The sequence below is a fragment of the Streptomyces luteolifulvus genome (assembly GCF_008806595.1).
GTDB classification, from domain to species: Bacteria; Actinomycetota; Actinomycetes; order Streptomycetales; family Streptomycetaceae; genus Streptomyces; species Streptomyces luteolifulvus.
Genome location: NZ_VZRB01000001.1, coordinates 300,408 through 326,913 on the forward strand (window position 1 = coordinate 300,408; position 26,506 = coordinate 326,913).

Here is a 26,506-nt window from a genome sequence, read left to right on the forward strand (position 1 = left end):
TCACATGGGCTATCCTCGTCTCATGGCTGTCGACCGTGACCATGTGCTGCGCTCCGCCGCAGCCCTGCTGACCCGCAAATCCACCGCGACGATGGACGAGGTCGCGCGGGCCGCCGGGATCAGCCGGGCCACGCTGCACCGCCACTTCGCCGGGCGCGACGCGCTCGTACGCGCGCTGGAGTCGCTCGGCATCGCGGAGTGCGAGGCGGCGCTGGCCGCGGCCCGCCCCGACGAAGGGCCCGCGAGCGAGGCCGTACGGCGACTGGTGCACGAGATCGAGCCGGCCGCCGGACTGCTCGCCTTCCTCTACACCGAGAACCAGCTGTTCGAGGGCGAGGAACAGAACGAGGGCTGGGCCCGCCTCGACGCCCGGATCGGCGCCCTGTTCCGGCGCGGCCAGGCGAGCGGCGAGTTCCGTATCGACCTCACCCCGGCCTGGCTCACCGAGGCGCTCTACGGCCTGATGGCCTCCGGCGCCTGGGCGGTCGCGGAGGGCCGTGTCGCCCGCAAGGACTTCACCCACATGATCGTCGAGCTGCTGCTCGGCGGCGCACTGCGAAGAGAGGAATCATGACCAGCACCCTGCAGCCGACGAAGACGACCGAGGCGGTGAAGCGCCCGGGCCGCTGGCTCGCGCTCTGCGTCCTCGTCCTCGCCGTGCTGCTGGTGGCCGTCGACGCGACCGTCCTCGGTCTCGCGACCCCCTACATCAGCGAGGACCTCGAGCCCACCGGCACCCAGCTCCTGTGGATCGGTGACGTCTACTCCTTCGTCATCGCCGGTCTGCTCGTCTCCATGGGCAGCCTCGGCGACCGCGTGGGCCGCAAGCGGATCCTGCTCGTCGGCGCCACCGCATTCGGCGCGATATCGGTGCTCAACGCCTATGCGTCCACGCCCGAGACGATGATCCTGGCCCGGGCGCTGCTCGGCGTCGCCGGTGCGACCCTGATGCCGGCCACGCTCGCCCTGATCCGCAACATCTTCCACGACCCGCGTGAGCGCAGCCTCGCCATCGGCATCTGGGGCGCGACCGCCTCCGCGGGCACGGCCGTCGGACCGATAGCCGGCGGCTTCCTGCTCGAGCACTTCTGGTGGGGCTCGGTCTTCCTGATCAATCTGCCGGTGATGGCGGTGCTGGTCCTCGTCGGCATCCGGCAGCTGCCCGAGTCCCGCAACGCGAACCCCGGCCCGTGGGACATCGTCAGCGTCGTACTGTCGCTGGTCGGCATGATCGGCATCGTGTACGCGGTGAAGGAGGCCGCGACCCACGGGTTCGCGTGGCCCACGCTCGCCGCGGGCCTGCTGGGCGCGGGCGCGCTGTACGGGTTCGTACGGCGCCAGCTCACCCTTCCGTCCCCGCTGCTGGACATGCGCCTGTTCCGCAACCGCGGTTTCGGCGGCGCGGTCCTGGCCGACCTGCTGACCATCCTCGGCCTCTCCGGCCTGGTCTTCTTCCTGTCCCAGTACCTGCAACTCGTCCAGGGCAGGCCCCCGTTCGAGGCAGGCCTGGCCGAACTGCCCGCCGCGGTGGGCGCGGTGGCCTCCGGCCTGGTCGCGGGCCACGCGGCCCGACGCTTCTCGGTGCGGGCGGTGGTCTGCGCCGGTCTCGCGGCGATCGGCCTGGCACTGGCCGCGCTCACGGTGATCGACCGGTCGACCGGCTACCCCCTGCTGGGAGCCGCCCTCCTGGTCGTCGGTGTCGGCGCGGGCTTCTCGTTCACGGTGACCTCGGACGTCATCCTCTCGTCCGTCCCCAAGGACCAGGCGGGAGCCGCCTCCGCGGTCTCGGAAACGGCCTACGAACTGGGCGCGGCCCTGGGCATCGCCGCCCTGGGCTCGATCGTGACGGCCGTCTACAGCGGCTTCACGGCCCCGGCGGGCACTCCGGCCGGAGCCCACGAGTCACTGGGCGGCGCGGTGGAGGTGGCAGCACACATGCCGGCGCCCGAGGCCGAGACCATGCTCACGGCGGCGAGGGAGTCCTTCGTGGACGGCCTGACCCTGGCGACGGGCGCAGGAGCGGCGGTCCTCCTGGCTACCGCGGCGGCAGCGTGGTTCCTGCTGCGCAACGAGCGGTTGGACAGTAAGCCCTAGGGGCGCGGGGAACTGCGCGACCAGCCCTCACGCACTCGCGCCAGAAACAGCCAGCCCTCACGCACCCGCACCAGAAACAGCCGGCCCCCACGCACCCGCACCAGAAAACCGAACCGCTACGCGGCCTTCGCCTTGGTCGCGTACATGTCCACGTACTCCTGCCCGGACAGCCGCATCACCTCAGCCATCACAGAATCGGTGACCGCCCGCAGCACATACCGATCCCGGTCCATCCCCTCGTACCGGGAGAACTCCATCGCCTCCCCGAACCGGACGGTGACCCGCCCGGGGCGGGGCATCCCCGCCCCGCCCGGCTGCAACTTGTCCGTACCGATCATCGCGAAGGGAACAACGGGTGCACCGGTCATCAGCGTGAGCCGCGCGATACCGGTCCGGCCGCGGTACAGACGCCCGTCGGGCGACCGCGTGCCCTCCGGGTAGATGCCGAAGATCCTGCCCTGCTCGAGGACACGGCGGCCGGTCATCAGCGCGGCCACGCCCCCGTGGCCGCCGTCGCGGTCCACCGGGATCATGCCGACGCCGGTGAAGAACCAGGCCATCAGCCGGCCCTTGAGGCTCTTGCCGGTGACGTACTCGTCCTTGCCGATGAAGACCACCTGACGGTCGCAGACCAGGGGCAGGATCATCGAGTCGATGAACGTCAGATGGTTGCCGGCCAGGATGACCGGGCCGTCGCCCGGAATGTGCTCCACACCCTCCACCCGAGGGCGGAACATCAGGCGCATGATCGGTCCGAGCACTGCCTTGATGAGCGCGAAGCGGGACAACGGGTCCTCCGGTGTCAAGGGATTCGGTTTGAGTCTGTGCAGGTGAGGAGATTACTCGCGGTCCCCCGGGTCTTGCACATCGGTGCACCCAGGTATTACGCACTGTTGACGCGTGTTTACCTGCGGTGGCGCGCCGTTGCGGGGCGGTAACCCGCCCGGAACGATGTGACGGAGGTCGCGTGCCTCCCGTCCGAACGGGTACCCCGGCCCGCCCCGGCGAAGCCGATGGGGCGTCAGCAGCCCTTTCCCGTACGACATCCGGCGTCACCCACGTGTTCCGACGGTGGTCTCCCGCCCGTCATGGACACGCACCTACGATCGGCGCGCATTCACCAGCCGACGTCAGGAGGCCGCCCATGGGCACGCAGCAGTCGCAGGAACCGCAGGAGTCGAAGAAGCAGGCACGCGGGACCGGACGCCGGGCCCTCCTCGGCGCGGCGGTGCTCGGCGGAGCGGTCCTCGGACTGTCCGGCACCGCCGGCGCGGCCGGGGCCAAGCCCGCCGGCCGCGGCCTCAGGAGTCTGCCGGTGCCGACGATCATCGGCCACCGCGGTGCCAGCGGCTACCGGCCCGAGCACACCTTCGGCTCCTACGAGCTGGCCCTCGACCTGGGCGCCGACATCGTGGAGGCAGGCGACCTGGTGCCCACCAAGGACGGCCACATCGTCTGCCGCCACGAGCCCGAGATCGGTGGCACCACGGACGTCGCGAACCACCCCGAGTTCGCCGACCGCAAGACCACCAAGGTCCTCGACGGGGTCTCCGTCACCGGGTGGTTCACCGAGGACTTCACGCTCGCCGAGCTGAAGACCCTGCGCGCCGTCGAGCGCATCCCGGCGAACCGGCCGCACAACACCCTCTACAACGGCCGCTGGGAGATCCCCACCTTCGCGGAGGTCCTCAAGTGGCAGGACGAGCAGACGCGTAAGCGGGGCAAGCAGGTCTGGATCTACCCGGAGACCAAGCACCCCACCTACTTCCGCAAGCTGGGCCTCGGCCTGGAAGAGCGGGTCGCCAAGCTGCTGCACCGGCACGGCAAGGACAAGCGGAACTCTCCGGTCATCCTGCAGTCCTTCGAGCCGAGCAGCATCCAGCGCCTGAACAAGCTCGTCGACAACCCCCTCGTCGTGCTCCTCTCGGGTGCGACGACCCGTCCCTGGGACTTCGTCGAGGCGGGCGACCCGCGCACGGTCGCCGACCTGATCACCCCGAAGGGCCTGCGGGAGATCGCCGGCTACGCCCAGGGCATCGGCCCGACGCTCGACCTGATCATCCCGAAGGACGCGAACGGCAACCTCACCACGCCGACCACCCTGGTCGCCGACGCGCACAAGCGCGGCCTGGTCCTGCACCCGTACACGATGCGCAACGAGAACCCCTTCCTGCCCGCGAACTTCCGCAAGGGCACGGATGCCGACGCGTACGGCGACGTCTTCGGCGCCTACCGGACGTACTTCGCCACCGGCATCGACGGCGTTTTCACCGACAACCCGGACACCGGTCTGCTGGCCCGCGAGGACTTCGTCAACGGTTGAGCGGCTCGTCCCCTGATGGGGTGACAGTGTGGCCGTTCGGGCAACCCGTGCCCGGGCGGCCGGGTCTTGCTGCATATGACGCACGACCTGGTTGCCGCCCTGCAACCACTGCTCACCGCCGAGGCCTCCGCGGAGGCACATGCGTCCGGAACCGATCCGGGCGACCTCGAACAGGCCGTCTGGCTCCGCCTCCTGGAGCGCCTCGACTCCGACGGTCCGCCGCTCGACCCGCAGGGCTGGCTGCGCCGGACGGTCCGCTCCGAGGTGCGTCGCACGCGCCGCACGGTCCGGCTCGAACGGCCGTATGAGACCGAGCCCGCCGACGACGGCGACCCCGACCCCGAACGGCTCGCACTCGCCGCCGCCCGTCGCCGCGCCCTGCGTGATGCGGTGCGCCGGCTGCCCGGCCGTTGTCCGCGTCTGATGGAGGCGCTCCTCTCGCCGAAGGACCTCACATACCGGGAGATCGCGGGGGAGTTGGGTATCTCACAGGGGAGTCTTGGCCCTGAACGCTCCAGATGTCTGGGATGTCTTCGGCGATTGCTCGCACCGGAGGTTGCGACCCGTGGACTGCGGGGATAGGAGTGAGGGACGACAGGCGATCAGGTGAGCGGGAGGCGTGCGCACATGGGCATGAGCGTGACCATCTCGGCGGCGACCGAGCAGGACGCGGAGCAGATCTTCAGGCTGCAGTACCTGTGCTTCCAGAGCGAGGCGGCGCTGTACGGCAACTACCGCATCGACCCGCTCGTCCAGACGCTGGACTCGGTCCGCGAGGAGGTCGCCGCCGACTGCGTCTTCGTGGCGCGGCTGGGCGAGGAAGTGGTCGGCTCGGTCCGCGGCAGCGTGACCGGCGACGGCGCCGCCGCCATCGGCAAGCTTTGTGTCCACCCCCGCCTGCAGGGCCACGGCATCGGCGCCCGCCTCCTGCGTGCGGCCGAGTCGGCCCTCGCCGAGGAACGCGGCGCCACCAGGTTCCGCCTCCACACGGGCCACCGCAGCGAGGGCAACCTCCGCCTCTACCGCCGAGTGGGCTACGAGACGGTCGGCACCTCCAAGGGCGCGGACGGAGTCCCGATGATCGTCCTGGAAAAGCCCGCGGGAACTTTCGCAGCGACGGCATAGCAGCGACCTGAAGGGGCGCGGGGCTGTGTCGATGTGCGGCTGCGCCACGTGGGCGCGACAAGCCACGGCAGACCGTCAGCCGCCGACGCCCCCTCAGGCCGCACCCCTCTACCGGGTACGCGCCTTCCGCAGCCAGTACATCGCCGACACCGGCAACAGCACGGGGATGAACAGATACCCCATCCCGAAGTCCGACCAGACCGTCGCGTCGGGAAAAGCGGACGGCTCCACCAAGGTCCACGTACCGACAACGAGCACCCCCGCCAACTCGGCCGCACAACAGACGAACGCCGCCTTCCGCGCCGTCTCCCCACCCCGCACCAGCGAGTACGTGATGAACCCGTAGACGACCCCGGCCAGCGCGGACAGCGCATACGCAAGCGGCGCCCGGTCGAACTCGGTGGAGATCTGCACGACCGACCGCGACACCGCCCCCACGACCATCACGCCGTACAGCCACACGAGCAGCATCCCCGGCCCACTGATCAGCCGCGTCCTGCCGGAGGCCACCTCAGCCTCCCCAGATGTCATAGAGCCGCACCTCGAGCACGGCCAGCACCACACCGCCGGCGGCAACCGTCACCGAGCCCCACCGAGTGCGCTCGGCCAGTGACATGAACCCCGCCACCGGCACGCACACGAACGCGCCCAGTAGATACGCCACGAAGATCGTCGTACCCTGCTCCGGCTTCTCGCCCCGCGCCAGCTGCACGATCCCGATCACCAGCTGGACGAGGACCAGCAGTGTCACCACGGCCATCCCGATGAAGTGCCAGTCCTTCGTCGGCTGGTCACGGTAGGCGGCCCAGCCGCACCACGCGGCGAGCAGAAGTGCGGCGACGCCGGTCGCGAGCGTCAGGGCAGCAAGCATGCAGCGACCTTATTACGGGCCGAACGACCCCCGGCCGCCGACCCCGGGCCGGAATGACCATCGTGGCCTTGACCACAGCCGACCGGCATACGAGCTGGTCGCGGCCCCGGTCGTGATGGGCTTGCCGGCCCTGTCCGCACTGGTCACCGCCGGGGGAGTGGGGATCTCCGTCCGTTCCGACCGGTGTCCACCACCGTCCAGCATGCGGACAACGGCGTCGGGTAAGGACCGTAGGTCTGGTTTACTGATCGCATGACCACGACGAGCAGCCGCACCCTTGCGACCGAGGCGCCCCTGACGCCCGGTGCTCGTTGTCTGTGTCGAATGTGCGCCTTCTAGAGGGCCCCTGCACCACCCCCAGAGCCTCGCGCCCCGAAGCGAGCCGCCGTGGCATGTCCGTGCGCTCCCGCACGTGACCGACGCCGCCCCACGCACATGTTCTCCCCGGTTCCACGCCACAGCGAGAACAGTGTCGCGTCCCTGAACGATTGCACCCTGCCCGGGCACACCCACGCCCGCGCACTCGACAGTGACGGAAACCCCAGTGATCACCACCACAGGCCTGACCAAGGTCTACCGCTCGCGCGGCCGTGAGGTCACCGCCCTGGACGGCGTCGATCTGCACGTCCGCGAAGGCGAGGTGTACGGCGTCATCGGCCAGTCCGGCGCCGGCAAGTCCTCGCTCATCCGCTGCGTCAACCTGCTGGAGCGGCCCACCGCCGGCACGGTGACCGTCGCCGGCCAGGACCTCACCGCCCTCGCCGGACGCGGGCCGCGCGCCGGCCGGGAACTCCGCCGCGCGCGCAGCCGGATCGGCATGGTCTTCCAGCACTTCAACCTGCTGTCCTCGCGGACCGTCCAGGACAACGTCGAGCTGCCGCTCGAAATCCTCGGGCAGCCGGGCCGGGAACGCTCCCGCACGGCGCTCGAACTGCTCGACCTGGTCGGCCTCTCCGACAAGGCGAAGGCCTACCCCGCCCAGCTCTCCGGCGGCCAGAAGCAGCGCGTCGGCATCGCCCGCGCCCTCGCCGGCGACCCCGAGGTGCTGCTGTCCGACGAGGCCACCAGCGCGCTCGACCCCGAGACCACCCGTTCCATCCTCCAGCTGCTGCGCGACCTGAACCGGCAGCTGGGACTGACCGTCCTGCTCATCACGCACGAGATGGATGTGGTCAAGAGCGTCTGCGACTCGGCCGCCCTCATGGAGAACGGCCGTATCGTCGAGTCCGGCACGGTCAGCGAACTGCTCGCGACCCAGGGCTCCGAGCTCGCCGCCGCGCTCTTCCCGGTGGGCGGCGAGGCCTCCGGCGACGACCGCACCGTCGTCGACGTCACCTTCCACGGCGAGGCCGCCACCCAGCCCGTCATCTCGCAGCTCTCGCGCATCTACACCATCGACATCTCGATCCTCGGCGCCGCCATCGACACCGTCGGCGGCCACCAGGTCGGCCGGATGCGCATCGAACTGCCCGGCCGCTACGAGGACAACGTCGTGCCGATCGGCTTCCTGCGCGAACGGGGCCTCCAGATCGACGTGGTCGGCACCCCGGACCGGGAGCCCGTGCCGGCGAAGGAAGGTGCCAAGTGACCCGGACCGACTGGTCCGAGATGCAGCCCCTGCTGGTCCAGGCGTGTGGGGACACCCTGTACATGGTCGGCTGGTCCACGCTCATCGCCGTGGCCGGAGGGCTTCCGCTGGGCATCCTCCTCGTCCTCACCGACCGGGGCGGACTGCTCCGGAACGTCGTTGCCAACAAGGTCATCGGGCAGATCGTGAACATCGCCCGCTCGATGCCGTTCATCATCCTGATGGTCGCGCTGATGACCTTCACCCGCTGGATCACCGGGACGACCATCGGCCGCGAGGCCGCCATCGTGCCGCTGGCCATCGGAGCGATCCCGTTCTTCGCGCGCCTTGTCGAGGCGGCTGTCCGCGAAGTGGACGGCGGCCTCGTCGAGGCCGTCCAGTCGATGGGCGGCAACACCTGGACCGTCGTCCGCAAGGTGCTCGTACCCGAGTCCCTGCCCTCGCTGATCGCCGGCACCACCACCACGATCGTCGCGCTCATCGGCTACTCGGCCATGGCCGGGACCGTCGGCGCCGGAGGCCTCGGCGACATCGCCATCCGGTACGGATACCAGCGCTTCGAGACCGAGCTGATGTGGATCACCGTGGCCATCCTCGCCGTGGTCATCTCCGTCATGCAGTTCGCCGGTGACTACGCGGCCCGCTCGCTGCACCGCCGCGGCGGACGCTCCGGCCCCGCGCCCAGGCTGCGCCTGCTCAAGGCCAAGGAGCCCGCGCCCGCGGACGTCCGCAAGGCCGCCTGACACAGGCTCTGAGGGTCCCACCTCCCACCCTCCCCAGAACTCCCCGCACACCCGACAGCGGGGCCGCACCACCCAAAAGGAAAGGCACTTTTCGTGCGTAACACCGCCAAGATCACCACGGCCGTCCTCGCGGCCGGAGCCCTCACCCTCGGGCTCACCGCCTGCGGCTCGGACAAGGACTCGGGGGCCTCGGACACCAGCGGTCCGCTGGTCGTCGCCGCAAGCCCGACCCCGCACGCCGAGATCCTCACCTATGTCAGGGACAACCTGGGCAAGAGGGCGGGCCTCGACCTGGAGGTCAAGGAGTTCACGGACTACGTGACGCCCAACACCGCGACCGAGGACGGCTCGGTGGGCGCCAACTTCTTCCAGAACCAGCCGTACCTCGACGACTTCAACAAGAAGAACGGCACCCACATCGTGCCCGTCGTCACGGTTCATCTGGAGCCGCTCGGCCTCTACTCCCACAAGGTCAAGAGCGCCGACGCCCTCAAGAGCGGCGCGACCGTGGCCGTCCCGAACGACAGTGTGAACGAGGCGCGGGCGCTCAAGCTCCTCGACGCCAACGGGATCATCACGCTGAAGGACGGTGCGGGCAACGAGGCGACGCCCTCCGACATCGTCAAGAACCCGAAGAACCTCCGGTTCAAGGAGCTGGAGGCGGCCCAGACCCCGCGTTCCCTGGACGACGTCGACGCGGCGGTGGTCAACGGCAACTACGCGATCGAGGCCGACCTCTCGCCCGCGCAGGACGCGCTCGTCCTGGAGTCCGCGAAGGACAACCCGTACGGCAACTTCCTCGCGGTCAAGGACGGCAGCGAAACCGACCCGCGGGTGAAGAAGCTCGCCGAGCTGCTCACCTCCGCCGAGGTCAGGAAATTCATCGAGGACACGTACGACGGCTCGGTCATCCCGTCCTTCTAAGGCGCCGTTTACGGCGTATCGCCGCGCACGGGGTCCGCTCCCTCACCGGTGGGGGTCCCCCCACACCCAGGGGGCAGCGGGGGCGGACCCCGCAGTGCGGTTAAGTGCTTTCATGCTGCATGCTGGGCAGTTCAGCAGGTCCGAAGGTTTCCGAAGGTTACGGAGCGGCGCATGACAAGCACCTTCCCCAACATCTCCATCAGCACGGAGCGGTTGGTGCTGCGGCCCCTCGACGAGGACGATGTGCCCGCACTGGCCGAGATGATGAACGACGAACAGGTCGGCGCCTGGACCGACGTCCCCCAGCCCCTCACCGAGGAGGGCGCCCGCGACTGGATCACCGAGTACGCGCCCACCGAACGCGCCGCCGGCCGAGGACTCGGCCTCGCGGTCACCGAATTCCTCACCCAGCGCCTCGTCGGCATCGTCCAGCTCGGCAAGACCAACTGGCACATCCGGTCCACCGAACTCTCGTACATCATCGCCCCCTGGGCCCGCGGCGAGGGCTACGCCTCGGAGGCGGCCCTCGCCACCGCCCAATGGCTCTTCGGCGACCAGAAGTTCGAACGCATCGAGCTGCGCACGGCAGCCGACAACACAGCCTCCCAGCAGGTCGCCCAGAAGATCGGCTGTATCAGTGAGGGCGTGCTGCGCAACGCCTGCATAGTCCACGTCCGCGCGGAGGACGGCACGTGGACCGACGTCCGCACCGACTTCATCGTGTGGAGCCTGCTGCCCGAGGACCTCGACGGCGCGGGGGAGGAACTGGCGGACACCGGCGGTTTCACGTCGTTCTCGGACTGGAACTGATCGCAGGGGGCCGCCGCCCCGGCCGGCTCCCGAGGTACCCTCACGGAGCCCGAACAACCCCGGGCGAACCCCTGACAACCTGCGCGAACTTCCTGGAGACTGACGACGATGGCCGACCGGGTCACGGTGATCGGCTGGGACGGCTCGCCGCTGACCGCCGCGGCGCGCTCCGCCCTGGGCGCCGCCACCCTCGTGGCCGGTGCCGCCCACCACCTGGCGCTCCCCGAGGTGCCGGCCGCCGCCGAACGCATCCGGCTCGGCAGCGTCGCGCTCGCCGCCCGCCGTATCGCCGCCCACCGCGGCACCGCGGTCGTGTTCGCCGACGGGGACCCCGGCTTCTTCGGTGTCGTACGGACCCTGCGCGCACCCGAGTTCGGCCTGGAGGTGGAAGTCGTCCCCGCCGTCTCCTCCGTGGCCGCCGCCTTCGCCCGGGCCGGCATGCCCTGGGACGACGCACAAGTGGTCGTCGCACACCGTCGCACCCTGCGACGCGCGGTGAATGTGTGCCGCGCCCACACCAAAGTCGCCGTTCTCACCCAACCGGGCGCAGGCCCCGCCGAACTCGGCCTGCTCCTGGAGGGCGTCCACCGCACCTTCGTCATCTGCGAGGAACTCGGCACCGACCGTGAGCAGGTCACTGTCGTCACCTCCGACAAGGCCGCCGACCACAGCTGGCGCGACCCGAACGTCGTCATCGTCATCGGCGGCCCCGTCGCTCCGCCGGGCACCGCCGCAGAGGGCGGCGGCTGGATCGCCGGCCGCGACCCGTCCGCCGGACCGCGCGGCTGGGCGCTGCCCGCCGGGACCTACGGCGGCGGGCTCGGCGAGGGCGAGACGGATCTGCTCCGGGCGGCCCAACTCGCCCGCCTCGGGCCACGCGTCGGCGACCTCGTGTGGGACATCGGCTGCGGCAGCGGAGCCTTCGCCGTCGAGGCCGCGCGCGCCGGGGCCGCCGTCATCGCGGTCGACCGGAACCTGGAGGCTTGCGCCCGCACCGATGCGGCCGCCCGGCGCTTCGGGGTCCAGATGCAGATCGTGCACGGCAGCGCCCCGCACATTCTGGAGAACCTTCCCGAGCCGGACGTCGTGCGCGTCGGGGGCGGGGGAGCGGCCGTGGTCTCCGCGGTCGCCGACCGCCGTCCGCAGCGCGTCGTCGCGCACGCGGCGACCCGCGATGCGGCCGAACTCGTCGGCCGCGACCTCACGGAGCACGGTTACCAGGTCGAGTGCGCCCTCCTCCAGTCCGTCGAACTCGACACGCGGGTCTGGACGGAGACCGAACGGAGCGTCGCGTTCCTGCTCAGCGGCCTGTTGCCGAGTCGTGCGCGATAAGTCCGTTCCCGTCCCCGTGATCCTGTTGTCGTACCGCGCGCGGTAGGCTGGCCGATCGTTGTGCCGCACTCGGACGCCCGGCGGTTCGTCGGTCAATGTCCGGAAAACACACCCGCTTTGGGGTGGGTGTGGTACGGCAGAACCGGAGGACGCGCAACGTGGCGCAGTCCACAGCGGACCGTCGCGGATCAAGCTGCCGCGACGGAGCAACGGCCGCGACAATGCCAGTTAATGGCTTTGTCGTCTTTGTCGGCAGGCCGTTCGTGCCGCTGGGCACGCACGCTCGTTCTTCACTGTGGGGCGGTCGGTGCGCCGTTCCGGGCGAGCTGGTCGTAGGAGCACTAACCGATGGGCGAGGGGTACGCATGACCGACACCGGCCAGGTCCCGGGCGAGGGACTGCCGGAGAGTGCAGGCATGGTGGAGCAGCCGGGCGTCCCCGCACACGGCGCGTACACCTACCTCTCCGAGACCACCGCCGAGGACGAAGACCTGCTACTTCTGCCCGGCGCCCAGGGCGCGTGGGGTCACGAGGTCGCTCCGCCCGCGCCCGAGCCCGTCATCGAGGCCGTGCACGAGCCGGGCGCGCACGAGATGTCCGGCCGCGACAGCGGTTCGGTCGACCTCGGCGGCGTCCGCCTCCCCGACCCGACCGCCCAGGCCCCCGCACCGCCGCCCTCCCCGCGGCGCCCGCTGCATCTGGGCCCGCCGATCCCCGACGCCTCCACCAGTCCGGTCCGCTCCCTCGCCGACCGGGGTCCCGCGGGCGCACCGGTACGGCATTCCGGCCCGCCGACCAGCGGCCCCGAGTACCTGGACGTCCCACAGACACGGGACACCCCGCCCCATGGCGTGACGCCATGGGTCACCCAGGCTTCGGCGCAGGTCCCGGTGGGTGCAGGGGGGTTCCCTGCGGAAACGGTTGTTCCGGCACAGGGGCATGCGCACGCGGCGGAGGCGCTGGGAGCGGCGCAAGTCCAAAGCGCCGAGCAGGTGGGCGCGGTGCCGGGGCACGCAGCCGAGCAGGTGGGTGCGGCGCAGGGGTTGGCGGACCCGGCGCAGGCCGCCGGGGCCCTGCTGACGAACCAGGTGGATACCGCGAACGCGCCGACGACCCCGGAGACGAACACTGAGATTGGCCCGCAGGTGGGGGAGCCCGCGGCTGGGGCGCAGAGTCCGGACGGTTCGTTCGGGGGGCCGGTGGGGCAGGGTGCGGACGGTTCGCTGGGTGGGCCGGTCGTGCAGGGGCCGGGTGGCTCGGTCGTGCAGGGTGTGGATGTTTCGTTCGTCGGACAGGCCGCGCAGGGACAGCAAGGCTCGCTGGATGGGCAGCCCGCGCCAGGTCTTGACCTCGGATCTGCCGGCCCGGCCGAGGGGGTCACCCCAGGCGACGGATACGTGCAGGTCGGCCCTGGGGCGCCCCCTGTTCCGAACCTGGGCCAGGTGCCGGTGACCGCATCAGTGCCGGACGCCGGGCAGGTGCCCGTACCGCCCGTGGGTGCTGTGGCCGGACACGTCCCGGTGAGCTCCGTTGGTGCTGAGTCAGGATCAGTCCCGGCCGTTGGCGCTGAGACCGGGCAGGTTTCGGTGCCGCAGTCTGTTCCTGAGGTGGTCCCGCCGACGCCCGTCGGTACCGAGACCGGGCACGCCCCCGCGACTGCCGGACCTGTTCCGTCCGCCCCTGCCGAGGCAGCGTCCGGCCTCGCTGTGACGACCTCTGCCGGGGGCGACGCCGGTCCCGCCCTGGTGAACCTCGGTGATGCAGTTGCTGGCCTGGCTGTCCCGGTGAGCCCGGTCGAGGCAGCCGTCGGTCCGGCCCCGACGAATCCCGCTGAGGCAGCGGCCGGCCTGGCCGTGACGACGTCTGCCGGGGTCGATGCCGGTCCCGCCCGGGTGGACCTCGGCGCGACAGTTGCTGGCGCGGCCCCGGTGACCCCGGTCGAGGCAGCCGTCGGTCCGGCCCCGACGAATCCCGCCGAGGCAGCGTCCGGCCTGGCCGTGACGACCCCTGCCGATGTCGGTGCCGGCCCAGCCGTGACGACGTCTGCCGATGTCGACGCTGGCCCCGCCCTGGTGAACCTCGGTGACGCAGTTGCTGGCGCGGCCCCGGTGACCCTGGCCGAGCCAGCCGTCGGCCCGGCCCCGACGAACCCCGCCGAGGCAGCTTCCGGCCCCGGCCCCGCGACCGCCGCCGAGGCAGTCGCCAGCCCCGCCCCAGGACCCGTCGCCGACGCGGACACCGGCCAGGTCCCCATGCCGACCCCCGCCCCGGACGCCGTACAGCCCCCCGAGGCGGATCAGATCGGCCAGGTCCCCCCCACCGCCCACTTCCCAGAAGCCGGCCGGCTTCCCGTCAGCATCCCCGTTTCCGACACCGGCGAAGTCCCGGTCAGTGCGCCCACGGACACCGCTCCGGTTCCCGCTCAGGGCCCCGACGCGACGCATGTACTCCCGGTGGATGTCCCCGCTCAGGTACCGGAGAGCCCCGAAGCCGTACCCGCCGCGCAACTCGCGGAGGAAGCCGCGCCTCCCGCCGCCTCCGCAGACGTCGTCCACGAGCCATCGCCACAGCACCCGGTCGCCGGGCACGCCACCCTTGGCCACGAGCCGGTCGCGGACACCCATCCCGTTCCCGCCATGGACGCGCAGTCCACCCACAACTCGCAGCCGGAACAGGGCCCTCAGCTCGTCCCGGCCCCGGCCCCGGCCCCGGACCAGGACCCGGCGCAGGCCTCACACCCTGCTCCGGACACCCACCAGAATTTCGCCGGCCCGGACGCCCACCAGAACCTGGCCCCGCTGCCGCCGAACATGGACGCCCCGCTCGGCATGCCCGTCCCCACCCCACTCGACACGCCGGCCGCCCCGGCCGAGGCAGAGCACGCCCCCACCCAGCCTGAGCACGCGTCTCCCGCCGACCCGGAACCCCTCGCACCCGCAGCCTTCCCCCAGGCCACCGACCTCATCGCAGCCACCCCGACAAACCCCCAGCCCGCGCCCCTCACCACCCAGGAACCCCCCACGAACTCCACCGAACCCGCCGACCACGGCCACGGCCAAGCCCCCGGCGAAGCCACGCACCTCCCGGTCGGCGTCCCCCTGGAGCCCCACCCCGACCAGCCGCTGGGCGAGTTCGTGCCGGTCGAGGGCTCGGTGCCCACCACCCCGCACCTCGCACCAACCCCTCCGCAGCCGATCGTCCTCCCCGCGGAGGAGCCCGTCGCCACGGTCCCGGCCCCCCGCGCGCCCGACCCGGCTTCCGCGCAGGCCGCGCAGGCCGCGCAGGACATGGTCCAAGCCCCCGAACTCGTACAGCAGGCGGACGACCTGGACACCCGGGCCGCCGACCAGGAAGAGAGCACGGCCGCAGTGGAAGACGTACGACAGTCCACGGGCCCGGCCGCACCCGCCTACAACGAGGCCGAGCGCGAAGCCGTGCTCAGGGTGATGCGCGAGCGGCGCGACATCCGCAACGGCTTCCGCAGCGACCCGATCCCGCACGAGGTGCTGCTCCGTGTCCTGGAGGCCGCGCACACCGCCCCCTCCGTGGGCCACTCCCAGCCCTGGGACTTCGTGGTCATCCGTTCCGCGGAGACCCGCCGCAGCATGCACGAACTGGCCATGCGCCAGCGCGACGCCTATGCGAAGTCCCTCCCCAAGGGCCGGGCGAAGCAGTTCAAGGAACTGAAGATCGAGGCGATCCTCGACACCCCCGTGAACATCGTCGTCACCGCCGACCCGACCCGCGGCGGCCGCCACACGCTGGGCCGGCACACCCAGCCGCAGATGGCGCCGTACTCCGCCGCGCTCGCCGTCGAGAACCTCTGGCTCGCCGCCCGCGCCGAGGGCCTCGGCGTCGGCTGGGTCAGCTTCTTCGACGAGCGAGAGATGGTCCGCGCCCTCGGTCTGCCCGAGCACCTGGAGGTCATCGCCTACCTCTGTGTGGGCTACGTCGACGAGTTCCCGGACGAGCCCGAGCTGATGCAGGTCGGCTGGTCCAAGCGCCGCCCGCTGTCCTGGGTCGTCCACGAGGAGACGTACGGCCGTCGCGCCCTGCCCGGCGAGGACCCGCACGATCTGCTCGGCGAGACCGTCGCGCAGATCCGCCCGCTGGACGCGAAGGCGCTCGGCGAGGCGTGGGAGCGGCAGAAGCGGATGACGAAGCCGGCCGGCGCGCTCGGCATGCTGGAGATCATCTCCGCGCAGCTGTCCGGGCTGTCGCGGCAGTGCCCGCCGCCCATCCCGGAGCCCGCCGCCGTCGCGATCTTCGCCGGCGACCACGGTGTGCACGCCCAGGGCGTCACCCCCTGGCCGCAGGAGGTCACCGCCCAGATGGTGGCGAACTTCCTCGGCGGGGGAGCGGTCTGCAACGCCTTCGCCGGCCAGGTGGGCGCCGAGGTGTGCGTCGTCGACGTGGGGGTGGCCGCCGATCTGCCCGCCACCCCCGGTCTGCTGCCGCGCAAGGTCCGCCCGGGCACGTCCGACATGACCACCGGTCCCGCGATGACCCGCGAGGAGGCCCAGCAGGCCATCGAGGTCGGTATCGAGACGGCCCGCGACCTGGTGGCGGCCGGCAACAAGGCCCTGCTCACGGGCGAGATGGGCATCGCCAACACCACCGCGTCGGCGGCGCTGATCGCGGTCTTCACGGACACGGACCCGTCCGAGGTGACGGGCCGTGGCACCGGCATCAACGACGAGACCCTGGCCCGTAAGACAGAGGTCGTCCGCCGCGCGATCGAGCTCCACCAGCCGGACCCGGCCGACCCCATCGGGGTTCTCGCCGCGATCGGCGGGCTGGAGCACGCGGCGATGGTGGGCCTGCTCCTGGGCGGTGCCTCGCTGCGTACGCCGGTGATCCTGGACGGGGTCAGTGCCGGCGCCGCCGCGCTGGTCGCCCGCGCGATCGCCCCCGAGGTGCTGGCCGCGTGCATCGCGGGCCACCGCAGCGCCGAGCCGGGTCATGTCGCCGCGCTCAACAAGCTGGGCCTGCGCCCCCTGGTCGACCTGGACCTCCGTCTCGGCGAGGGAACGGGCGCGCTGCTGGCCCTTCCCCTGGTGCAGAGCACGGCGCGTGCGATGCACGAGGTGGCGACCTTCGACTCGGCGGGAGTCACCGAGAAGTAGGCCGGAACCGGGGGTGGGCCGGGTGTGCGCTCCCGCGCGCCCCCCACCCCCGCCGTACGCTGAACCCGCAGCTTAAAATCCGCACGTCAGGGCCGCTCCAGAGCCGCAGCGCCCAGCCCCGCCCGTACGAGGAGCGCACCTCATGGCCGAAAACCCCGCCTACCCCGTAGGCCTCCGCCTCACCGGCCGCCGAGTCGTGGTCCTCGGCGGCGGCCAGGTTGCCCAGCGCCGGCTTCCGGCCCTCATCGCGGCGGGCGCGGACGTCCTTCTCGTGTCCCCCGAGGCGACCCCGTCGGTCGAGGCGATGGCGGACGCGGGCGAGATCACGTGGGAGAGGCGCCCGTACGCCGAGGGCGACCTCGCGCACGCCTGGTACGCCCTGATCGCCACCAGTGACCCGGAGGCGAACACCCGCGCCTCCGCCGAGGCGGAGCAGTACCGCGTGTGGTGCGTCCGCTCCGACGACGCCGACGCTGCCACGGCCTGGACCCCGGCCACGGGGCACAGCGAGGGCGTCACGGTCGCCGTCCTCACCACGAGCGCCAAGGGCCGCGATCCCCGCCACACCGCCGCCATCCGCGACGCCGTGGTCGAGGGCTTGCGCGACGGCACGCTCGTCGCCCCCCACCACCGCACCCGCACCCCCGGCGTCGCCCTCGTCGGCGGCGGCCCCGGCGACCCGGACCTGATCACGGTCCGCGGCCGCCGTCTGCTCGCCGAGGCCGATGTCGTGATCGCCGACCGCCTCGGCCCGCGCGACCTGCTCGCCGAACTCCCGCCGCACGTCGAGGTGATCGACGCGGCGAAGATCCCGTACGGCCGTTACATGGCCCAGGAGGCCATCAACAACGCCCTGATCGAGCACGCCAAGCAGGGCAAGTCCGTCGTACGGCTGAAGGGCGGCGACCCCTATGTCTTCGGCCGTGGCATGGAGGAGCTCCAGGCCCTCGCCGAGGCCGGCATCCCGTGCACCGTCGTGCCCGGCATCTCCAGCTCCATCTCGGTCCCGGGAGCGGCCGGCATCCCGGTCACCCACCGCGGGGTGGCACATGAGTTCACCGTGGTCAGCGGCCATGTCGCCCCCGACGACGAGCGTTCCCTGGCCGACTGGCCGTCCCTCGCGAAGCTCACCGGCACCCTCGTGGTCCTCATGGGCGTCGACAAGATCGGGAAGATCGCCGAGACCCTGATCGCCCACGGCAGGTCCCCGGACACCCCGGTCGCCCTCGTCCAGGAGGGCACGACGGCCGCACAGCGTCGCGTCGACGCGACCCTCGCGACGGTCGCCGAGACGGTGCGGACACAGGAGGTCAAGCCCCCGGCGGTCATCGTCATCGGAGAGGTCGTCACCGTGGGTGCGGCGAGCTCCGCGCCACCGGCCGAGTAACCCCGGGTAACCCAACCCGTTCACAGCCGTTGGCACCGCACCGAGGACAAGGCAGTATCACCCTGTGGCCGATCTCATCACCGTTGAAGACCCCGACGACCCGCGCCTGCGCGACTACACGGGCCTGACCGACGTCGAGCTGCGCCGCAAGCGCGAACCCGCCGAGGGCCTGTTCATTGCCGAGGGCGAGAAGGTCATCCGCCGGGCCAAGGACGCGGGATACGAGATGCGTTCGATGCTGCTGTCCGCCAAGTGGGTCGACGTCATGCGCGACGTCATCGACGAACTCCCCGCCCCGGTGTACGCGGTCAGCCCGGAACTCGCCGAGCAGGTCACCGGCTACCACGTGCACCGCGGCGCGCTCGCCTCCATGCAGCGCAAGCCGCTCCCGACGGCCGCCGAACTCCTGAGGGCCGCCCGCCGGGTGGTGGTCATGGAGTCGGTCAACGACCACACCAACATCGGCGCGATCTTCCGCTCGGCGGCCGCCCTCGGCATGGACGCGGTCCTGCTCTCCCCGGACTGCGCCGACCCCCTCTACCGCCGCAGCGTCAAGGTCTCGATGGGCGCGGTCTTCTCCGTGCCGTACGCCCGGCTGGACACCTGGCCCAAGAGCCTGGACTCGGTCCGCGAGGCCGGCTTCACGCTCCTCGCCCTCACCCCCGACGAGAAGGCCAGGCCCCTCGACGAGGCCGCGCCCCACACGATGGACCGGGTGGCCCTGATGCTCGGCGCCGAAGGCGACGGCCTGTCCACCCAGGCCCTGGTCGCCGCCGACGAATGGGTCCGCATCCCCATGTCCCACGGCGTCGACTCCCTCAATGTCGGCGCGGCCGCCGCGGTCGCCTTCTACGCGGTGGCGACGGGCCGCCCCGAGAGCTGAGCCCGATCCACCGGACAAGCTCTACTCGGTCAACTCGAACGTCGAGGCGAACCGCTCGGACATCAGCTTTCCGCCGTAGAGGCCGCCGCGATGCGGCCGTACGTCCGTCTGCTCCTGCTGCTTCGGTACGACACCCCCGTCGCCGCCGAGCCCCCGATCCGGCCCCTGGCAGCCCTGCGCCGCGGCGATGCCGAGCGCCACGAGCAGGGTCACGACGACGAACACGACCAGCCGCTGGCGCAGCAGCCGCGGATTGGCGGGCCGCCGCCCCGTGCCCGTGGTCCTGGGCGCCGGACGTCCCGTCCCGCTGCGCTGTGTGGGCCTGCCACCGCTGCCGGAGCGGGTGGTGTTCCGCGAGGACGGCGTGGGCCGCGCCCCGGACCGGGACTGCGTGCCGCCGCCTCGTGACGCGCTGCTGCCGCCGCGCGAGGGAGCGGGACCGCGGGACGGCGCGGTCGCGCCGCGCGGCGGGGGAGTCCCCTGGGCACCCTGCTGTCCCTGCGGGCGCCGATGCGGCGTGCGCTCCGGATAGGTGTCGGTGAGCCGCCCGGTGGGCCGGTCCGCCTCGCCGGCGCGCGGCGCGGGCGGCCGCGCGTCGGCGAGCCCCTGTGCCTCGCGGGCCGCGATCTCCTTGAGCCGCAGCGACAGTTGGAGCGTGCTGGGCCGTTCCTCGGGGTCCTTCGCCAGGCAGGCCCGGATCAGCGGAGCCAGCGCGTCCGGCACGCCGTGCAGCTGCGCCTCCTCGTGCACCACGCGGTACAGCATCACCTCGGAACTGCCGTGCCCGAAGGGCGAGTCGGCCATCGCCGTGTACGCCAGGGTCGCGCCGAGGGAGAACACGTCGGTGGCGGGCGTCACCGCGGCGCCGCGCACCTGCTCCGGCGCCAGGAAGCCCGGTGAGCCGACCGCCGTCCCGACGTGGGTGAGCGTCGAGGCCCCCGTCGCCCAGGCGATACCGAAGTCGATGATCCGCGGGCCCTTGGGCGAGAGCAGGATGTTCGAGGGCTTCAGGTCCCGGTGCACGACGCCGGCCTCGTGGACGGCGACCAGCCCCTCCGACAGCGCTGCCCCGATCGCGGCGACCTCGGCCGCGCCGAGCGGTCCCTCGTCGGCGACCTTGTCGTGCAGGGAGGGGCCGGGCACGTACTGTGTGGCGAACCACGGCCGGTCCGCGTCGAGATCCGCCGCGACGAGCCGCGCCGTGCACCCGCCACGGATCCGCCGCGCCGCCGAGACCTCGCGCGCGAACCGTGAACGGAACTCCTGATCCTCCGCCAGGTCCGGCCGGATGACCTTCAGCGCGACCCGCTGTCCCTTGCGGTCGGAGCCGAGATAGACGACGCCCATCCCGCCCGCGCCGAGCCGTCTGTGAAGCCTGAACGAGCCGACGACGCGCGGGTCCTCGCGCCTCAGGCGCATCATCGCCATGTTCATCCCCGCTGCCCGGTCCGTGTGACGTGGCACAGCTTACGTTTACCCGGCCGTCCGCGCGCAGAGGCCGCGCCCTCTCGACCCGATCGATTGTCAGTGCCGGATGGGAGACTTGAAAGGTGGTCAGGGAACCCGTGAGGAGCCGGGCTTTGGCAGGCCGGTGTTCCCAACCACCCGTCACGGAAGGGGGATTGAACGCGTGAAGGGTGATCGCGTGGAGATAGTCGTGGACGCAGGGGACACGACGCGCACCTACGAGGTGGTGGCGAGCAGAGCGGGCCGCCGGGTGGAGACGGCGGTACGACGAGGTGTCGTGGAAGTGAGCGAAGTCACCCGCAGTGGGACGGTGGTCCGCACGGCCCGCTTCATGGCCAACCGGGTCCTCGCCCTGGTCGAGCAGCCGGTGCCGCGCGAGGACGGCCCGGAAACTTCGGGGCACTCCGGACGCCCCCTCAGGGAAGACCCCGAGTCCTAGGACCCCGTCTCCACCCAGGGGAGTACATCCCAGGTCACGGCTCATCCTCGGGGAGGCCCGGCAATCGGTACGAGGGCATGACGTGCGCCGGGCACCGGACGCCTAGATTTGAGGTCAAGCGGCGGGTGCAGCACTCGTCCCCCGAGGTCAGACACCCGCCGCTGCCAACGACAACTGAGACCGGTCAGGAGAGGGACCATGGCCCACTCGGCACCGCGGACACTGATCCGCACGCAGGAGCGCAAGGTGTACGCCCCCGCGCTCCGCCCCCGTCGACAGGGCCGCCGCCACCCCCTGGTGGCGACCCTCATGGCTCTTCCCCTGGCGGCCCTGCTCCTGCTCGTCTTCGACGGCTGGGAGACAGTGGCCACACAGGCGTCGTCCGTGGGCGTGATGCTGGGGCGCTGAGCGGCGACCCCAGGCCCGGAAGAGCGGTCCGGGCGGGGACATCCACCCATGAAACCCCGTGGGGACGGGGGTGCGGCGGACGGCACAAATGCCGGCGCAGCTGGGGAGCTGCGCCGGCATTCTTGTGCGCCCGAGCCGGCGCGCGCTCTCGCGGAGGTGGTTGCTGCCGGTGGGTGCCTGCACAGCGACCGGCAACCTCACCTGCGTACCCTCGCGCACAGACCCGCACGCCCCAGGGAGCCACGTGACCGCCGACCTCCTCCTCTCCGAGCTCGCCGCCACAGCCAAGGCCAAGGCCCATGCAGCAGCCGAGCCCTGCCCCTGCGGTGCGACAACCCTCGCCGACCGCCCGGACGGCACCGTCGTCCGCCACGCGGACACCGTCGCCAAAGCCCACGCCACGGACACCCTTCTCCCCGAACTCACCCTCCGTCTCACCGCCGCCACCCACCTCCCCGGCGTCCTCCTCCAGCCGCTCAGCCCGACGCCGGTCGCCCTGCACGGCCGCCCGGTGACCTTCTGGCCGTACGGCGCCCCCGTCGACCCGGACAACCCGGACGCCGCACCCTGGGAAGACGCCGCCACACTCCTCGCGGCGCTCCACCGCACCCCCGCCCCCACCGGCCTGCCCCCGATGCGCGGCCCCGTGAAGGCGTCCCGCGCCATGGCCCGGCTCCGCGCCGCGGCCCCCGCCCACCCCGCCACCGCCCCGGTCCTGCGCGCCTGGTCCGCGCTCCCGCGCTGGGCCCGGGCGGAGGCCCCCATGCCGGACACCAACACCCTCTGCCACGGCGACCTCCACCTCGGCCAGCTCGTCCGCCACCCGGCTCCCGACGGCCCCTGGAGGCTCATAGACGTCGACGACCTCGGCACCGGCGTTCCCGCCTGGGACCTGGCCCGCCCGGCGGCCTGGTACGCCTGCGGTCTGCTCCCGCCGGACGAATGGACTCGCTTCCTGGCCGCCTACCGCACCGCCGGCGGCCCGGCCGTCCCCGCGGACGGCGACCCCTGGCCCGTCCTGGACGTACCCGCCCGCGCCCTCACCGTGCAGACCGCCGCACGGGCGGTCGCGAAGGCCGTCGAGGCAGGCCGCCCCCTGGACGAGGTGGAGCAGGCCGTGGTCGACGCCTGTGACCGAATGGGTACGGCCCCGCCGGAGTTGGCTGCCGGATATGCGAAGTAGGGTGCAACCGACCGCAGCCGGACAGAGTCTGTGCTGCTGTAACACGAAGCTGGATCTACCGGCGAGGAGTTGAGCCGACCATGCAGTGTCCGAAATGTCATGCGCCGATGCACACGTACAACCGCAATGGCGTCCAGATCGAGCAGTGCAGCGGCTGCCGCGGCATCTTTCTCGACTACGGCGAGCTGGAGGCGCTGACCCGCCTGGAGGGCCAGTGGTCGCAGCCCGCGCCGCCGCCGGGTGCCCCGCAGGCGTACCCGTCGGCCCCGGCCCCCGCCTGGGGTGCCCCGCACGGTGGCCACGGCCATGGCGGCCACTACGGCCACAAGCGTCACAAGAGCTTCGGTCACATGCTCTTCTCCTCCTGACGGGAGACCCGGGCACGACGAAGCCCCCGGCCGTACGAGACGGCCGGGGGCTTCGGCTGGTGCGCGATACTGGGATTGAACCAGTGACCTCTTCCGTGTCAGGGAAGCGCTCTCCCGCTGAGCTAATCGCGCAGGTGGGACCTGCTGGTGGTGCGTACTGCGTGCGCGATACTGGGATTGAACCAGTGACCTCTTCCGTGTCAGGGAAGCGCTCTCCCGCTGAGCTAATCGCGCTGAGGCCCGGTCAGCCCGGGCCAGTGGACGATACTGGGATTGAACCAGTGACCTCTTCCGTGTCAGGGAAGCGCTCTCCCGCTGAGCTAATCGTCCTTGGAGGTGGAGACGGGATTTGAACCCGTGTAGACGGCTTTGCAGGCCGTTGCCTCGCCTCTCGGCCACTCCACCAGGAGTGCAGGGGTTCGGGATGATCCCCCACGTCCTTCGAGCGGACGACCAGGTTCGAACTGGCGACCTCAACCTTGGCAAGGTTGCGCTCTACCAACTGAGCTACGTCCGCTTGTCGTTTCCGTTCCGCTTGCGCGTCCCGGCGACATGCTGAACTCTAGCGGATTCCCGGGCCAGTACAAAAACGCGTTTGTGCAGCGTGCTGCGCTGCGCCTGCTCACGTTCCTGGTCCCGGCCCCGGGAACGACATGGTCAGGCCATGTGCCGGACACGCGCCATAGACTCGTCGCGTGCTCCGCCTCCCTCCTCTCGCCCGCTTCGGCAACCGTGTCGCCACGGGCCTCGTCGACGTCACCAGTGATCCCTCGGCCCTCGACTCCACCGGCTTCTGGGCCGTCTGCGCGGAATACGAGGGCGGTCTGACCTGCGCCCGCTTCAGCGACGTACGACAGGAGCCCGTGCCGGCGCCGGTGCCGGGCGGGTGGCACGGGCCGGCGGCCGGTGACTGGACGTCCTCCCTCGACCACGCCGCGTACACGGCGGGTGTCCGGCGGATCCGTGAGCACATCGCGGCCGGCGAGGTCTATCAGGCGAACCTCTGCCGGGTGCTCACCGCGCCCGTGGCGCCCGACGCCGACGTGGACGCGCTGACGGCGCTGCTGGCGCGCGGCAACCCCGCGCCGTTCGCAGGAACGATTCGGTTGCCCGGTCACGGCGTAGAGACAGCCACCGCGTCCCCCGAACTGTTCCTGCGCCGGGACGGCCGCACCGTCGAGTCCGGGCCGATCAAGGGCACCGGGCGGACCGAGGCGGACCTTCTGGAGAAGGACTACGCCGAGAACGTGATGATCGTGGACCTGGTCCGCAACGACATCGGGCGGGTCTGTGCGACGGGCAGCGTCACCGTGCCCGACCTGTGCGTGGTCGAGAAGCATCCGGGACTGGTGCACCTGGTGTCGCTCGTCCGCGGCGAGCTGCGCGAGGACGCCGGCTGGCCGGAACTGCTCGCCGCGACCTTCCCGCCCGGCTCGGTCACCGGCGCGCCCAAGTCGAGCGCCCTGCGGATCATCGACGCACTGGAGACCGCACCGCGGGGCCCCTACTGCGGAGGCATCGGCTGGGTCGACGCGGACCGGGGGACCGGTGAGCTGGCCGTCGGCATCCGCACCTTCTGGATCGACCGCGCGGACGGCGTGCTGCGGTTCGGCACCGGCGCCGGCATCACCTGGGGCTCGGACCCCGAGGGGGAGTGGCGGGAGACCGAACTGAAGGCGTCCCGCCTGCTCGCGGTAGCGTCGGGAACGTACGAGGTGACTGGAGAGGGACTGACGTGACGATCTGGCTCGACGGCGGGTTGCAGGACATCGAGTCCGCCCGTGTCTCCGTCTTCGACCACGGACTGACCGTGGGCGACGGCATTTTCGAGACGGTGAAGGCGGTGCACGGGAGGCCGTTCGCGCTCACCCGCCATCTCGACCGGCTGACCCGCTCCGCCCAGGGCCTCGGCCTGCCCGACCCCGACCTCGACGAGGTCCGCCGCGCCTGCGCCGCCGTCATCGAGGCCAACCCGATGCCGCTCGGCCGGCTGCGGATCACGTACACGGGCGGCCACGGCCCGCTCGGCTCCGACCGCGGCGAACACGGCCCCACCCTCGTCGTCGCCCTCGGCGAGACCACCCGCCGCCCCGACTCCACGGCCGTGATCACGGTCCCCTGGACCCGCAACGAGCGCGGCGCCCTCACCGGCCTGAAGACCACCTCGTACGCCGAGAACGTCGTCGCCCTCGCCCGTGCCCACGAACAGGGCGCCTCCGAGGCGCTGTTCGGCAACACGGTCGGGCAGCTCTGCGAGGGCACCGGGTCCAATGTCTTCGTCGTCCTCGACGGCGAGATCCACACCCCGCGGCTCGCCTCCGGCTGCCTCGCCGGCATCACCCGTGCCCTGACCGTCGAGTGGACGGGCGCCAAGGAGACCGACCTGCCGCTGGACGTCCTGGAACAGGCCGAGGAGGTCTTCCTCACCTCCACGCTGCGCGACGTACAGGCCGTGCACCGGGTCGACGGCCGGGAGCTGTCCGGCGCGCCGGGCCCGGTGACCGCCAAGGCCATGCGGGTCTTCGACGAGCGGGCCGCGGGCGACCTCGATCCGTAAAGGCCGGCGATATTGGGCTGACCTGGCCGGCGGCAGCGGGTAGAACACCGGTGATGACCACGACTCTGCGGCCGACCGAGCCGCTTCAGCATGCGGCCGACGGGACACGCTCACGGCGCTACCAGGTGTGTGTGAACAGCCGCCCCGTCGGCGGGATACACCTCTCGACGCATCCCTCCCTCGGGCCTGCCGTCGCCCAGATCAAGGACCTGCGCATCGAGGTGCCGGACCGCGGGCGCGGCCGGGGCACGGTCGCCGCTCTCGCCGCCGAGGAGGTCGCGCGGAGCTGGGGTTGCACTCAGCTGGAGATCAGGGTGCCGGCGGAGGCCGGGGCCGCGCTGCGGCTCGCCACGGCGCTCGGTTACGTCCACCGCAACCGGGGCATGGAGAAGCAACTCGGCAGCATCGCACCCGAGCTGCCCGCGGGCAGCCGGGGCAGACCCTTGACGCAGGCCGAGTACGGACCCTGGAGCGAGCACGGCATCGAGGGGTACGCCCAGGACTTGATCGACCGGGGCGTGCCCGAGGCCGAGGCACGGGCCAAGTCGCAGCGGGACCATGAGCAGCTGCTGCCGCAGGGCCTGGCCACGGAGAACATGCTGCTCAGCGTCCTGGAACACGAGGGCAGCCGAGTCGGCTGCCTCTGGGTGGCCTTCGCGGGGGAGAAGGCGTTCGTCTTCGACGTCGAGACCGACGAACCCCACCGGGGCCGGGGCCACGGCCGCTCCCTGATGCTGCTCGCCGAGGCCCAGGCCCTGTCCGCCGGCAGACGGGTCCTCGGCCTCAACGTGTTCGCGGGCAACACCCCTGCCGAGAGGCTCTACGAGTCACTGGGCTACGTGACGATCGGGTACTCGATGTACAAGAACCTGCTCTGA

At 71.7% G+C, this 26,506-nt stretch carries 24 protein-coding genes and 5 tRNA genes; 20 read left to right on the forward strand and 9 right to left on the reverse strand.

The features are described 5' to 3' along the window. Window positions 1-22: 22 nt before the first annotated feature. Both F7R91_RS01395 and F7R91_RS01400 read left to right on the forward strand, forming a co-directional pair. A complete protein-coding gene (locus F7R91_RS01395) occupies window positions 23-574 on the forward strand; it encodes a TetR/AcrR family transcriptional regulator (protein ID WP_225320488.1) in 552 nt (183 codons plus the stop codon). After that, window positions 571-2,094, forward strand: a complete 1,524-nt coding sequence (locus F7R91_RS01400; protein WP_150943541.1) for an MFS transporter — start codon at window positions 571-573, stop codon at window positions 2,092-2,094. Before F7R91_RS01395 ends, F7R91_RS01400 begins: the two co-directional genes overlap by 4 nt. 116 nt (window positions 2,095-2,210) lie before the next feature. Here F7R91_RS01400 and F7R91_RS01405 read toward each other — a convergent pair whose 3' ends face one another. Then, entirely contained in the window at window positions 2,211-2,882 is a 672-nt protein-coding gene (locus tag F7R91_RS01405; RefSeq protein WP_150943945.1) for a lysophospholipid acyltransferase family protein, read from the reverse strand. A 356-nt stretch (window positions 2,883-3,238) separates the two neighbouring features. On the opposite strand from F7R91_RS01405, the gene F7R91_RS01410 reads away from it, so the two are divergent. From F7R91_RS01410 to F7R91_RS01420, 3 genes are all read left to right on the forward strand, one after another. Beyond that, the gene (locus tag F7R91_RS01410) at window positions 3,239-4,417 is read left to right on the forward strand and encodes a glycerophosphodiester phosphodiesterase (RefSeq protein ID WP_150943543.1); all 1,179 of its coding nucleotides are present in this window, start codon (window positions 3,239-3,241) and stop codon (window positions 4,415-4,417) included. A 75-nt stretch (window positions 4,418-4,492) separates the two neighbouring features. Continuing rightward, window positions 4,493-4,999, forward strand: a complete 507-nt coding sequence (locus tag F7R91_RS01415) for an RNA polymerase sigma factor (RefSeq protein ID WP_150943545.1) — start codon at window positions 4,493-4,495, stop codon at window positions 4,997-4,999. Between the two features lie 45 nt (window positions 5,000-5,044). Continuing rightward, window positions 5,045-5,542 carry a GNAT family N-acetyltransferase gene (locus F7R91_RS01420; protein WP_150943546.1) on the forward strand — a complete coding sequence of 166 codons (498 nt, stop codon included), beginning with the start codon at window positions 5,045-5,047 and terminating at the stop codon, window positions 5,540-5,542. Between the two features lie 108 nt (window positions 5,543-5,650). On the opposite strand, the gene F7R91_RS01425 is transcribed toward F7R91_RS01420, so the two are convergent. Together F7R91_RS01425 and F7R91_RS01430 are read right to left on the reverse strand one after the other, a co-directional pair. Continuing rightward, the gene (locus F7R91_RS01425) at window positions 5,651-6,073 is read right to left on the reverse strand and encodes a hypothetical protein (RefSeq protein ID WP_150943548.1); all 423 of its coding nucleotides are present in this window, start codon (window positions 6,071-6,073) and stop codon (window positions 5,651-5,653) included. Continuing rightward, on the reverse strand, window positions 6,054-6,413 hold the full coding sequence (locus tag F7R91_RS01430) for a hypothetical protein (protein ID WP_150943550.1): 360 nt from the start codon (window positions 6,411-6,413) through the stop codon (window positions 6,054-6,056). Before F7R91_RS01430 ends, F7R91_RS01425 begins: the two co-directional genes overlap by 20 nt. Window positions 6,414-6,957: 544 nt before the next feature. On the opposite strand from F7R91_RS01430, the gene F7R91_RS01435 reads away from it, so the two are divergent. The 8 genes from F7R91_RS01435 (at window position 6,958) to F7R91_RS01470 (ending at window position 19,206) form a co-directional block, all read left to right on the forward strand. Further along, entirely contained in the window at window positions 6,958-8,001 is a 1,044-nt protein-coding gene (locus F7R91_RS01435) for a methionine ABC transporter ATP-binding protein (protein WP_150943552.1), read from the forward strand. A 20-nt stretch (window positions 8,002-8,021) separates the two neighbouring features. Further along, complete coding sequence (locus F7R91_RS01440; protein WP_150943947.1) at window positions 8,022-8,744, forward strand: methionine ABC transporter permease; 723 nt, start codon at window positions 8,022-8,024, stop codon at window positions 8,742-8,744. A 93-nt stretch (window positions 8,745-8,837) separates the two neighbouring features. Further along, a complete protein-coding gene (locus tag F7R91_RS01445; RefSeq protein WP_150943554.1) occupies window positions 8,838-9,668 on the forward strand; it encodes a MetQ/NlpA family ABC transporter substrate-binding protein in 831 nt (276 codons plus the stop codon). A 171-nt stretch (window positions 9,669-9,839) separates the two neighbouring features. After that, window positions 9,840-10,478, forward strand: a complete 639-nt coding sequence (locus F7R91_RS01450; protein WP_150943556.1) for a GNAT family N-acetyltransferase — start codon at window positions 9,840-9,842, stop codon at window positions 10,476-10,478. 108 nt (window positions 10,479-10,586) lie between these two features. After that, window positions 10,587-11,810 (forward strand): precorrin-6y C5,15-methyltransferase (decarboxylating) subunit CbiE, encoded by a 1,224-nt coding sequence (cbiE, locus tag F7R91_RS01455; protein WP_150943557.1) that lies wholly within the window; start codon window positions 10,587-10,589, stop codon window positions 11,808-11,810. 365 nt (window positions 11,811-12,175) lie between these two features. After that, window positions 12,176-16,936 (forward strand): nicotinate-nucleotide--dimethylbenzimidazole phosphoribosyltransferase, encoded by a 4,761-nt coding sequence (gene cobT / locus F7R91_RS01460; protein ID WP_150943559.1) that lies wholly within the window; start codon window positions 12,176-12,178, stop codon window positions 16,934-16,936. Between the two features lie 142 nt (window positions 16,937-17,078). Further along, window positions 17,079-18,323, forward strand: coding sequence for a uroporphyrinogen-III C-methyltransferase (cobA, locus tag F7R91_RS01465; protein ID WP_150943561.1), 1,245 nt, complete (start codon window positions 17,079-17,081; stop codon window positions 18,321-18,323). 64 nt (window positions 18,324-18,387) lie between these two features. Then, window positions 18,388-19,206 carry a TrmH family RNA methyltransferase gene (locus F7R91_RS01470; RefSeq protein WP_150943563.1) on the forward strand — a complete coding sequence of 273 codons (819 nt, stop codon included), beginning with the start codon at window positions 18,388-18,390 and terminating at the stop codon, window positions 19,204-19,206. A gap of 21 nt (window positions 19,207-19,227) precedes the next feature. On the opposite strand, the gene F7R91_RS01475 is transcribed toward F7R91_RS01470, so the two are convergent. Further along, a complete protein-coding gene (locus F7R91_RS01475) occupies window positions 19,228-20,640 on the reverse strand; it encodes a serine/threonine-protein kinase (RefSeq protein ID WP_191971316.1) in 1,413 nt (470 codons plus the stop codon). Window positions 20,641-20,836: 196 nt separating this feature from the next. On the opposite strand from F7R91_RS01475, the gene F7R91_RS01480 reads away from it, so the two are divergent. The 4 genes from F7R91_RS01480 to F7R91_RS01495 all read left to right on the forward strand — a co-directional run bounded on the left by F7R91_RS01480 (window position 20,837) and on the right by F7R91_RS01495 (window position 23,071). Next, window positions 20,837-21,112 (forward strand): hypothetical protein, encoded by a 276-nt coding sequence (locus F7R91_RS01480; RefSeq protein WP_150943567.1) that lies wholly within the window; start codon window positions 20,837-20,839, stop codon window positions 21,110-21,112. Window positions 21,113-21,310: 198 nt separating this feature from the next. Next, window positions 21,311-21,520: a hypothetical protein gene (locus F7R91_RS01485; protein ID WP_150943569.1), complete on the forward strand. Its 210-nt coding sequence runs from the start codon at window positions 21,311-21,313 to the stop codon at window positions 21,518-21,520. A gap of 244 nt (window positions 21,521-21,764) precedes the next feature. After that, entirely contained in the window at window positions 21,765-22,703 is a 939-nt protein-coding gene (locus F7R91_RS01490; protein ID WP_150943571.1) for an aminoglycoside phosphotransferase family protein, read from the forward strand. 80 nt (window positions 22,704-22,783) lie between these two features. After that, window positions 22,784-23,071, forward strand: coding sequence for a TFIIB-type zinc ribbon-containing protein (locus F7R91_RS01495; protein ID WP_150943573.1), 288 nt, complete (start codon window positions 22,784-22,786; stop codon window positions 23,069-23,071). A gap of 57 nt (window positions 23,072-23,128) precedes the next feature. Here the strand turns inward: F7R91_RS01495 and F7R91_RS01500 are convergent. From F7R91_RS01500 to F7R91_RS01520, 5 genes are all read right to left on the reverse strand, one after another. Continuing rightward, window positions 23,129-23,203 (reverse strand) — tRNA-Val (locus F7R91_RS01500). Window positions 23,204-23,233: 30 nt separating this feature from the next. After that, window positions 23,234-23,305: transfer RNA gene (locus tag F7R91_RS01505), tRNA-Val, on the reverse strand. A 24-nt stretch (window positions 23,306-23,329) separates the two neighbouring features. Then, window positions 23,330-23,401, reverse strand: a tRNA-Val gene (locus F7R91_RS01510). Window position 23,402: 1 nt separating this feature from the next. Beyond that, a tRNA-Cys gene (locus F7R91_RS01515) sits at window positions 23,403-23,476 on the reverse strand. 39 nt (window positions 23,477-23,515) lie between these two features. Beyond that, window positions 23,516-23,588 (reverse strand) — tRNA-Gly (locus tag F7R91_RS01520). Window positions 23,589-23,766: 178 nt separating this feature from the next. On the opposite strand from F7R91_RS01520, the gene F7R91_RS01525 reads away from it, so the two are divergent. From F7R91_RS01525 to F7R91_RS01535, 3 genes are read left to right on the forward strand one after another with little or no spacing between them, the layout of a single operon-like run. Continuing rightward, complete coding sequence (locus tag F7R91_RS01525) at window positions 23,767-24,810, forward strand: chorismate-binding protein (RefSeq protein ID WP_150943574.1); 1,044 nt, start codon at window positions 23,767-23,769, stop codon at window positions 24,808-24,810. Then, complete coding sequence (locus F7R91_RS01530; RefSeq protein ID WP_150943577.1) at window positions 24,807-25,628, forward strand: aminotransferase class IV; 822 nt, start codon at window positions 24,807-24,809, stop codon at window positions 25,626-25,628. The genes F7R91_RS01525 and F7R91_RS01530 overlap by 4 nt, the downstream gene beginning before the upstream one ends. 53 nt (window positions 25,629-25,681) lie before the next feature. Further along, complete coding sequence (locus F7R91_RS01535; protein WP_191971301.1) at window positions 25,682-26,506, forward strand: GNAT family N-acetyltransferase; 825 nt, start codon at window positions 25,682-25,684, stop codon at window positions 26,504-26,506.

Bases quoted from the DNA above. Each gene is read 5' to 3' on its own strand.
- F7R91_RS01410 (WP_150943543.1), top strand. From the start codon at position 3,239: ATGGGCACGCAGCAGTCGCAGGAACCGCAGGAGTCGAAGAAGCAGGCA.
- F7R91_RS01535 (WP_191971301.1), top strand. From the start codon at position 25,682: ATGACCACGACTCTGCGGCCGACCGAGCCGCTTCAGCATGCGGCCGAC.
- F7R91_RS01485 (WP_150943569.1), top strand. From the start codon at position 21,311: ATGGCCCACTCGGCACCGCGGACACTGATCCGCACGCAGGAGCGCAAG.
- F7R91_RS01420 (WP_150943546.1), top strand. From the start codon at position 5,045: ATGGGCATGAGCGTGACCATCTCGGCGGCGACCGAGCAGGACGCGGAG.
- F7R91_RS01440 (WP_150943947.1), top strand. From the start codon at position 8,022: ATGCAGCCCCTGCTGGTCCAGGCGTGTGGGGACACCCTGTACATGGTC.
- F7R91_RS01395 (WP_225320488.1), top strand. From the start codon at position 23: ATGGCTGTCGACCGTGACCATGTGCTGCGCTCCGCCGCAGCCCTGCTG.
- cobT (WP_150943559.1), top strand. From the start codon at position 12,176: ATGACCGACACCGGCCAGGTCCCGGGCGAGGGACTGCCGGAGAGTGCA.
- F7R91_RS01475 (WP_191971316.1), bottom strand. From the start codon at position 20,640: ATGAACATGGCGATGATGCGCCTGAGGCGCGAGGACCCGCGCGTCGTC.
- F7R91_RS01430 (WP_150943550.1), bottom strand. From the start codon at position 6,413: ATGCTTGCTGCCCTGACGCTCGCGACCGGCGTCGCCGCACTTCTGCTC.
- F7R91_RS01450 (WP_150943556.1), top strand. From the start codon at position 9,840: ATGACAAGCACCTTCCCCAACATCTCCATCAGCACGGAGCGGTTGGTG.
- cbiE (WP_150943557.1), top strand. From the start codon at position 10,587: ATGGCCGACCGGGTCACGGTGATCGGCTGGGACGGCTCGCCGCTGACC.
- cobA (WP_150943561.1), top strand. From the start codon at position 17,079: ATGGCCGAAAACCCCGCCTACCCCGTAGGCCTCCGCCTCACCGGCCGC.
- F7R91_RS01400 (WP_150943541.1), top strand. From the start codon at position 571: ATGACCAGCACCCTGCAGCCGACGAAGACGACCGAGGCGGTGAAGCGC.
- F7R91_RS01425 (WP_150943548.1), bottom strand. From the start codon at position 6,073: ATGACATCTGGGGAGGCTGAGGTGGCCTCCGGCAGGACGCGGCTGATC.
- F7R91_RS01495 (WP_150943573.1), top strand. From the start codon at position 22,784: ATGCAGTGTCCGAAATGTCATGCGCCGATGCACACGTACAACCGCAAT.
- F7R91_RS01415 (WP_150943545.1), top strand. From the start codon at position 4,493: ATGACGCACGACCTGGTTGCCGCCCTGCAACCACTGCTCACCGCCGAG.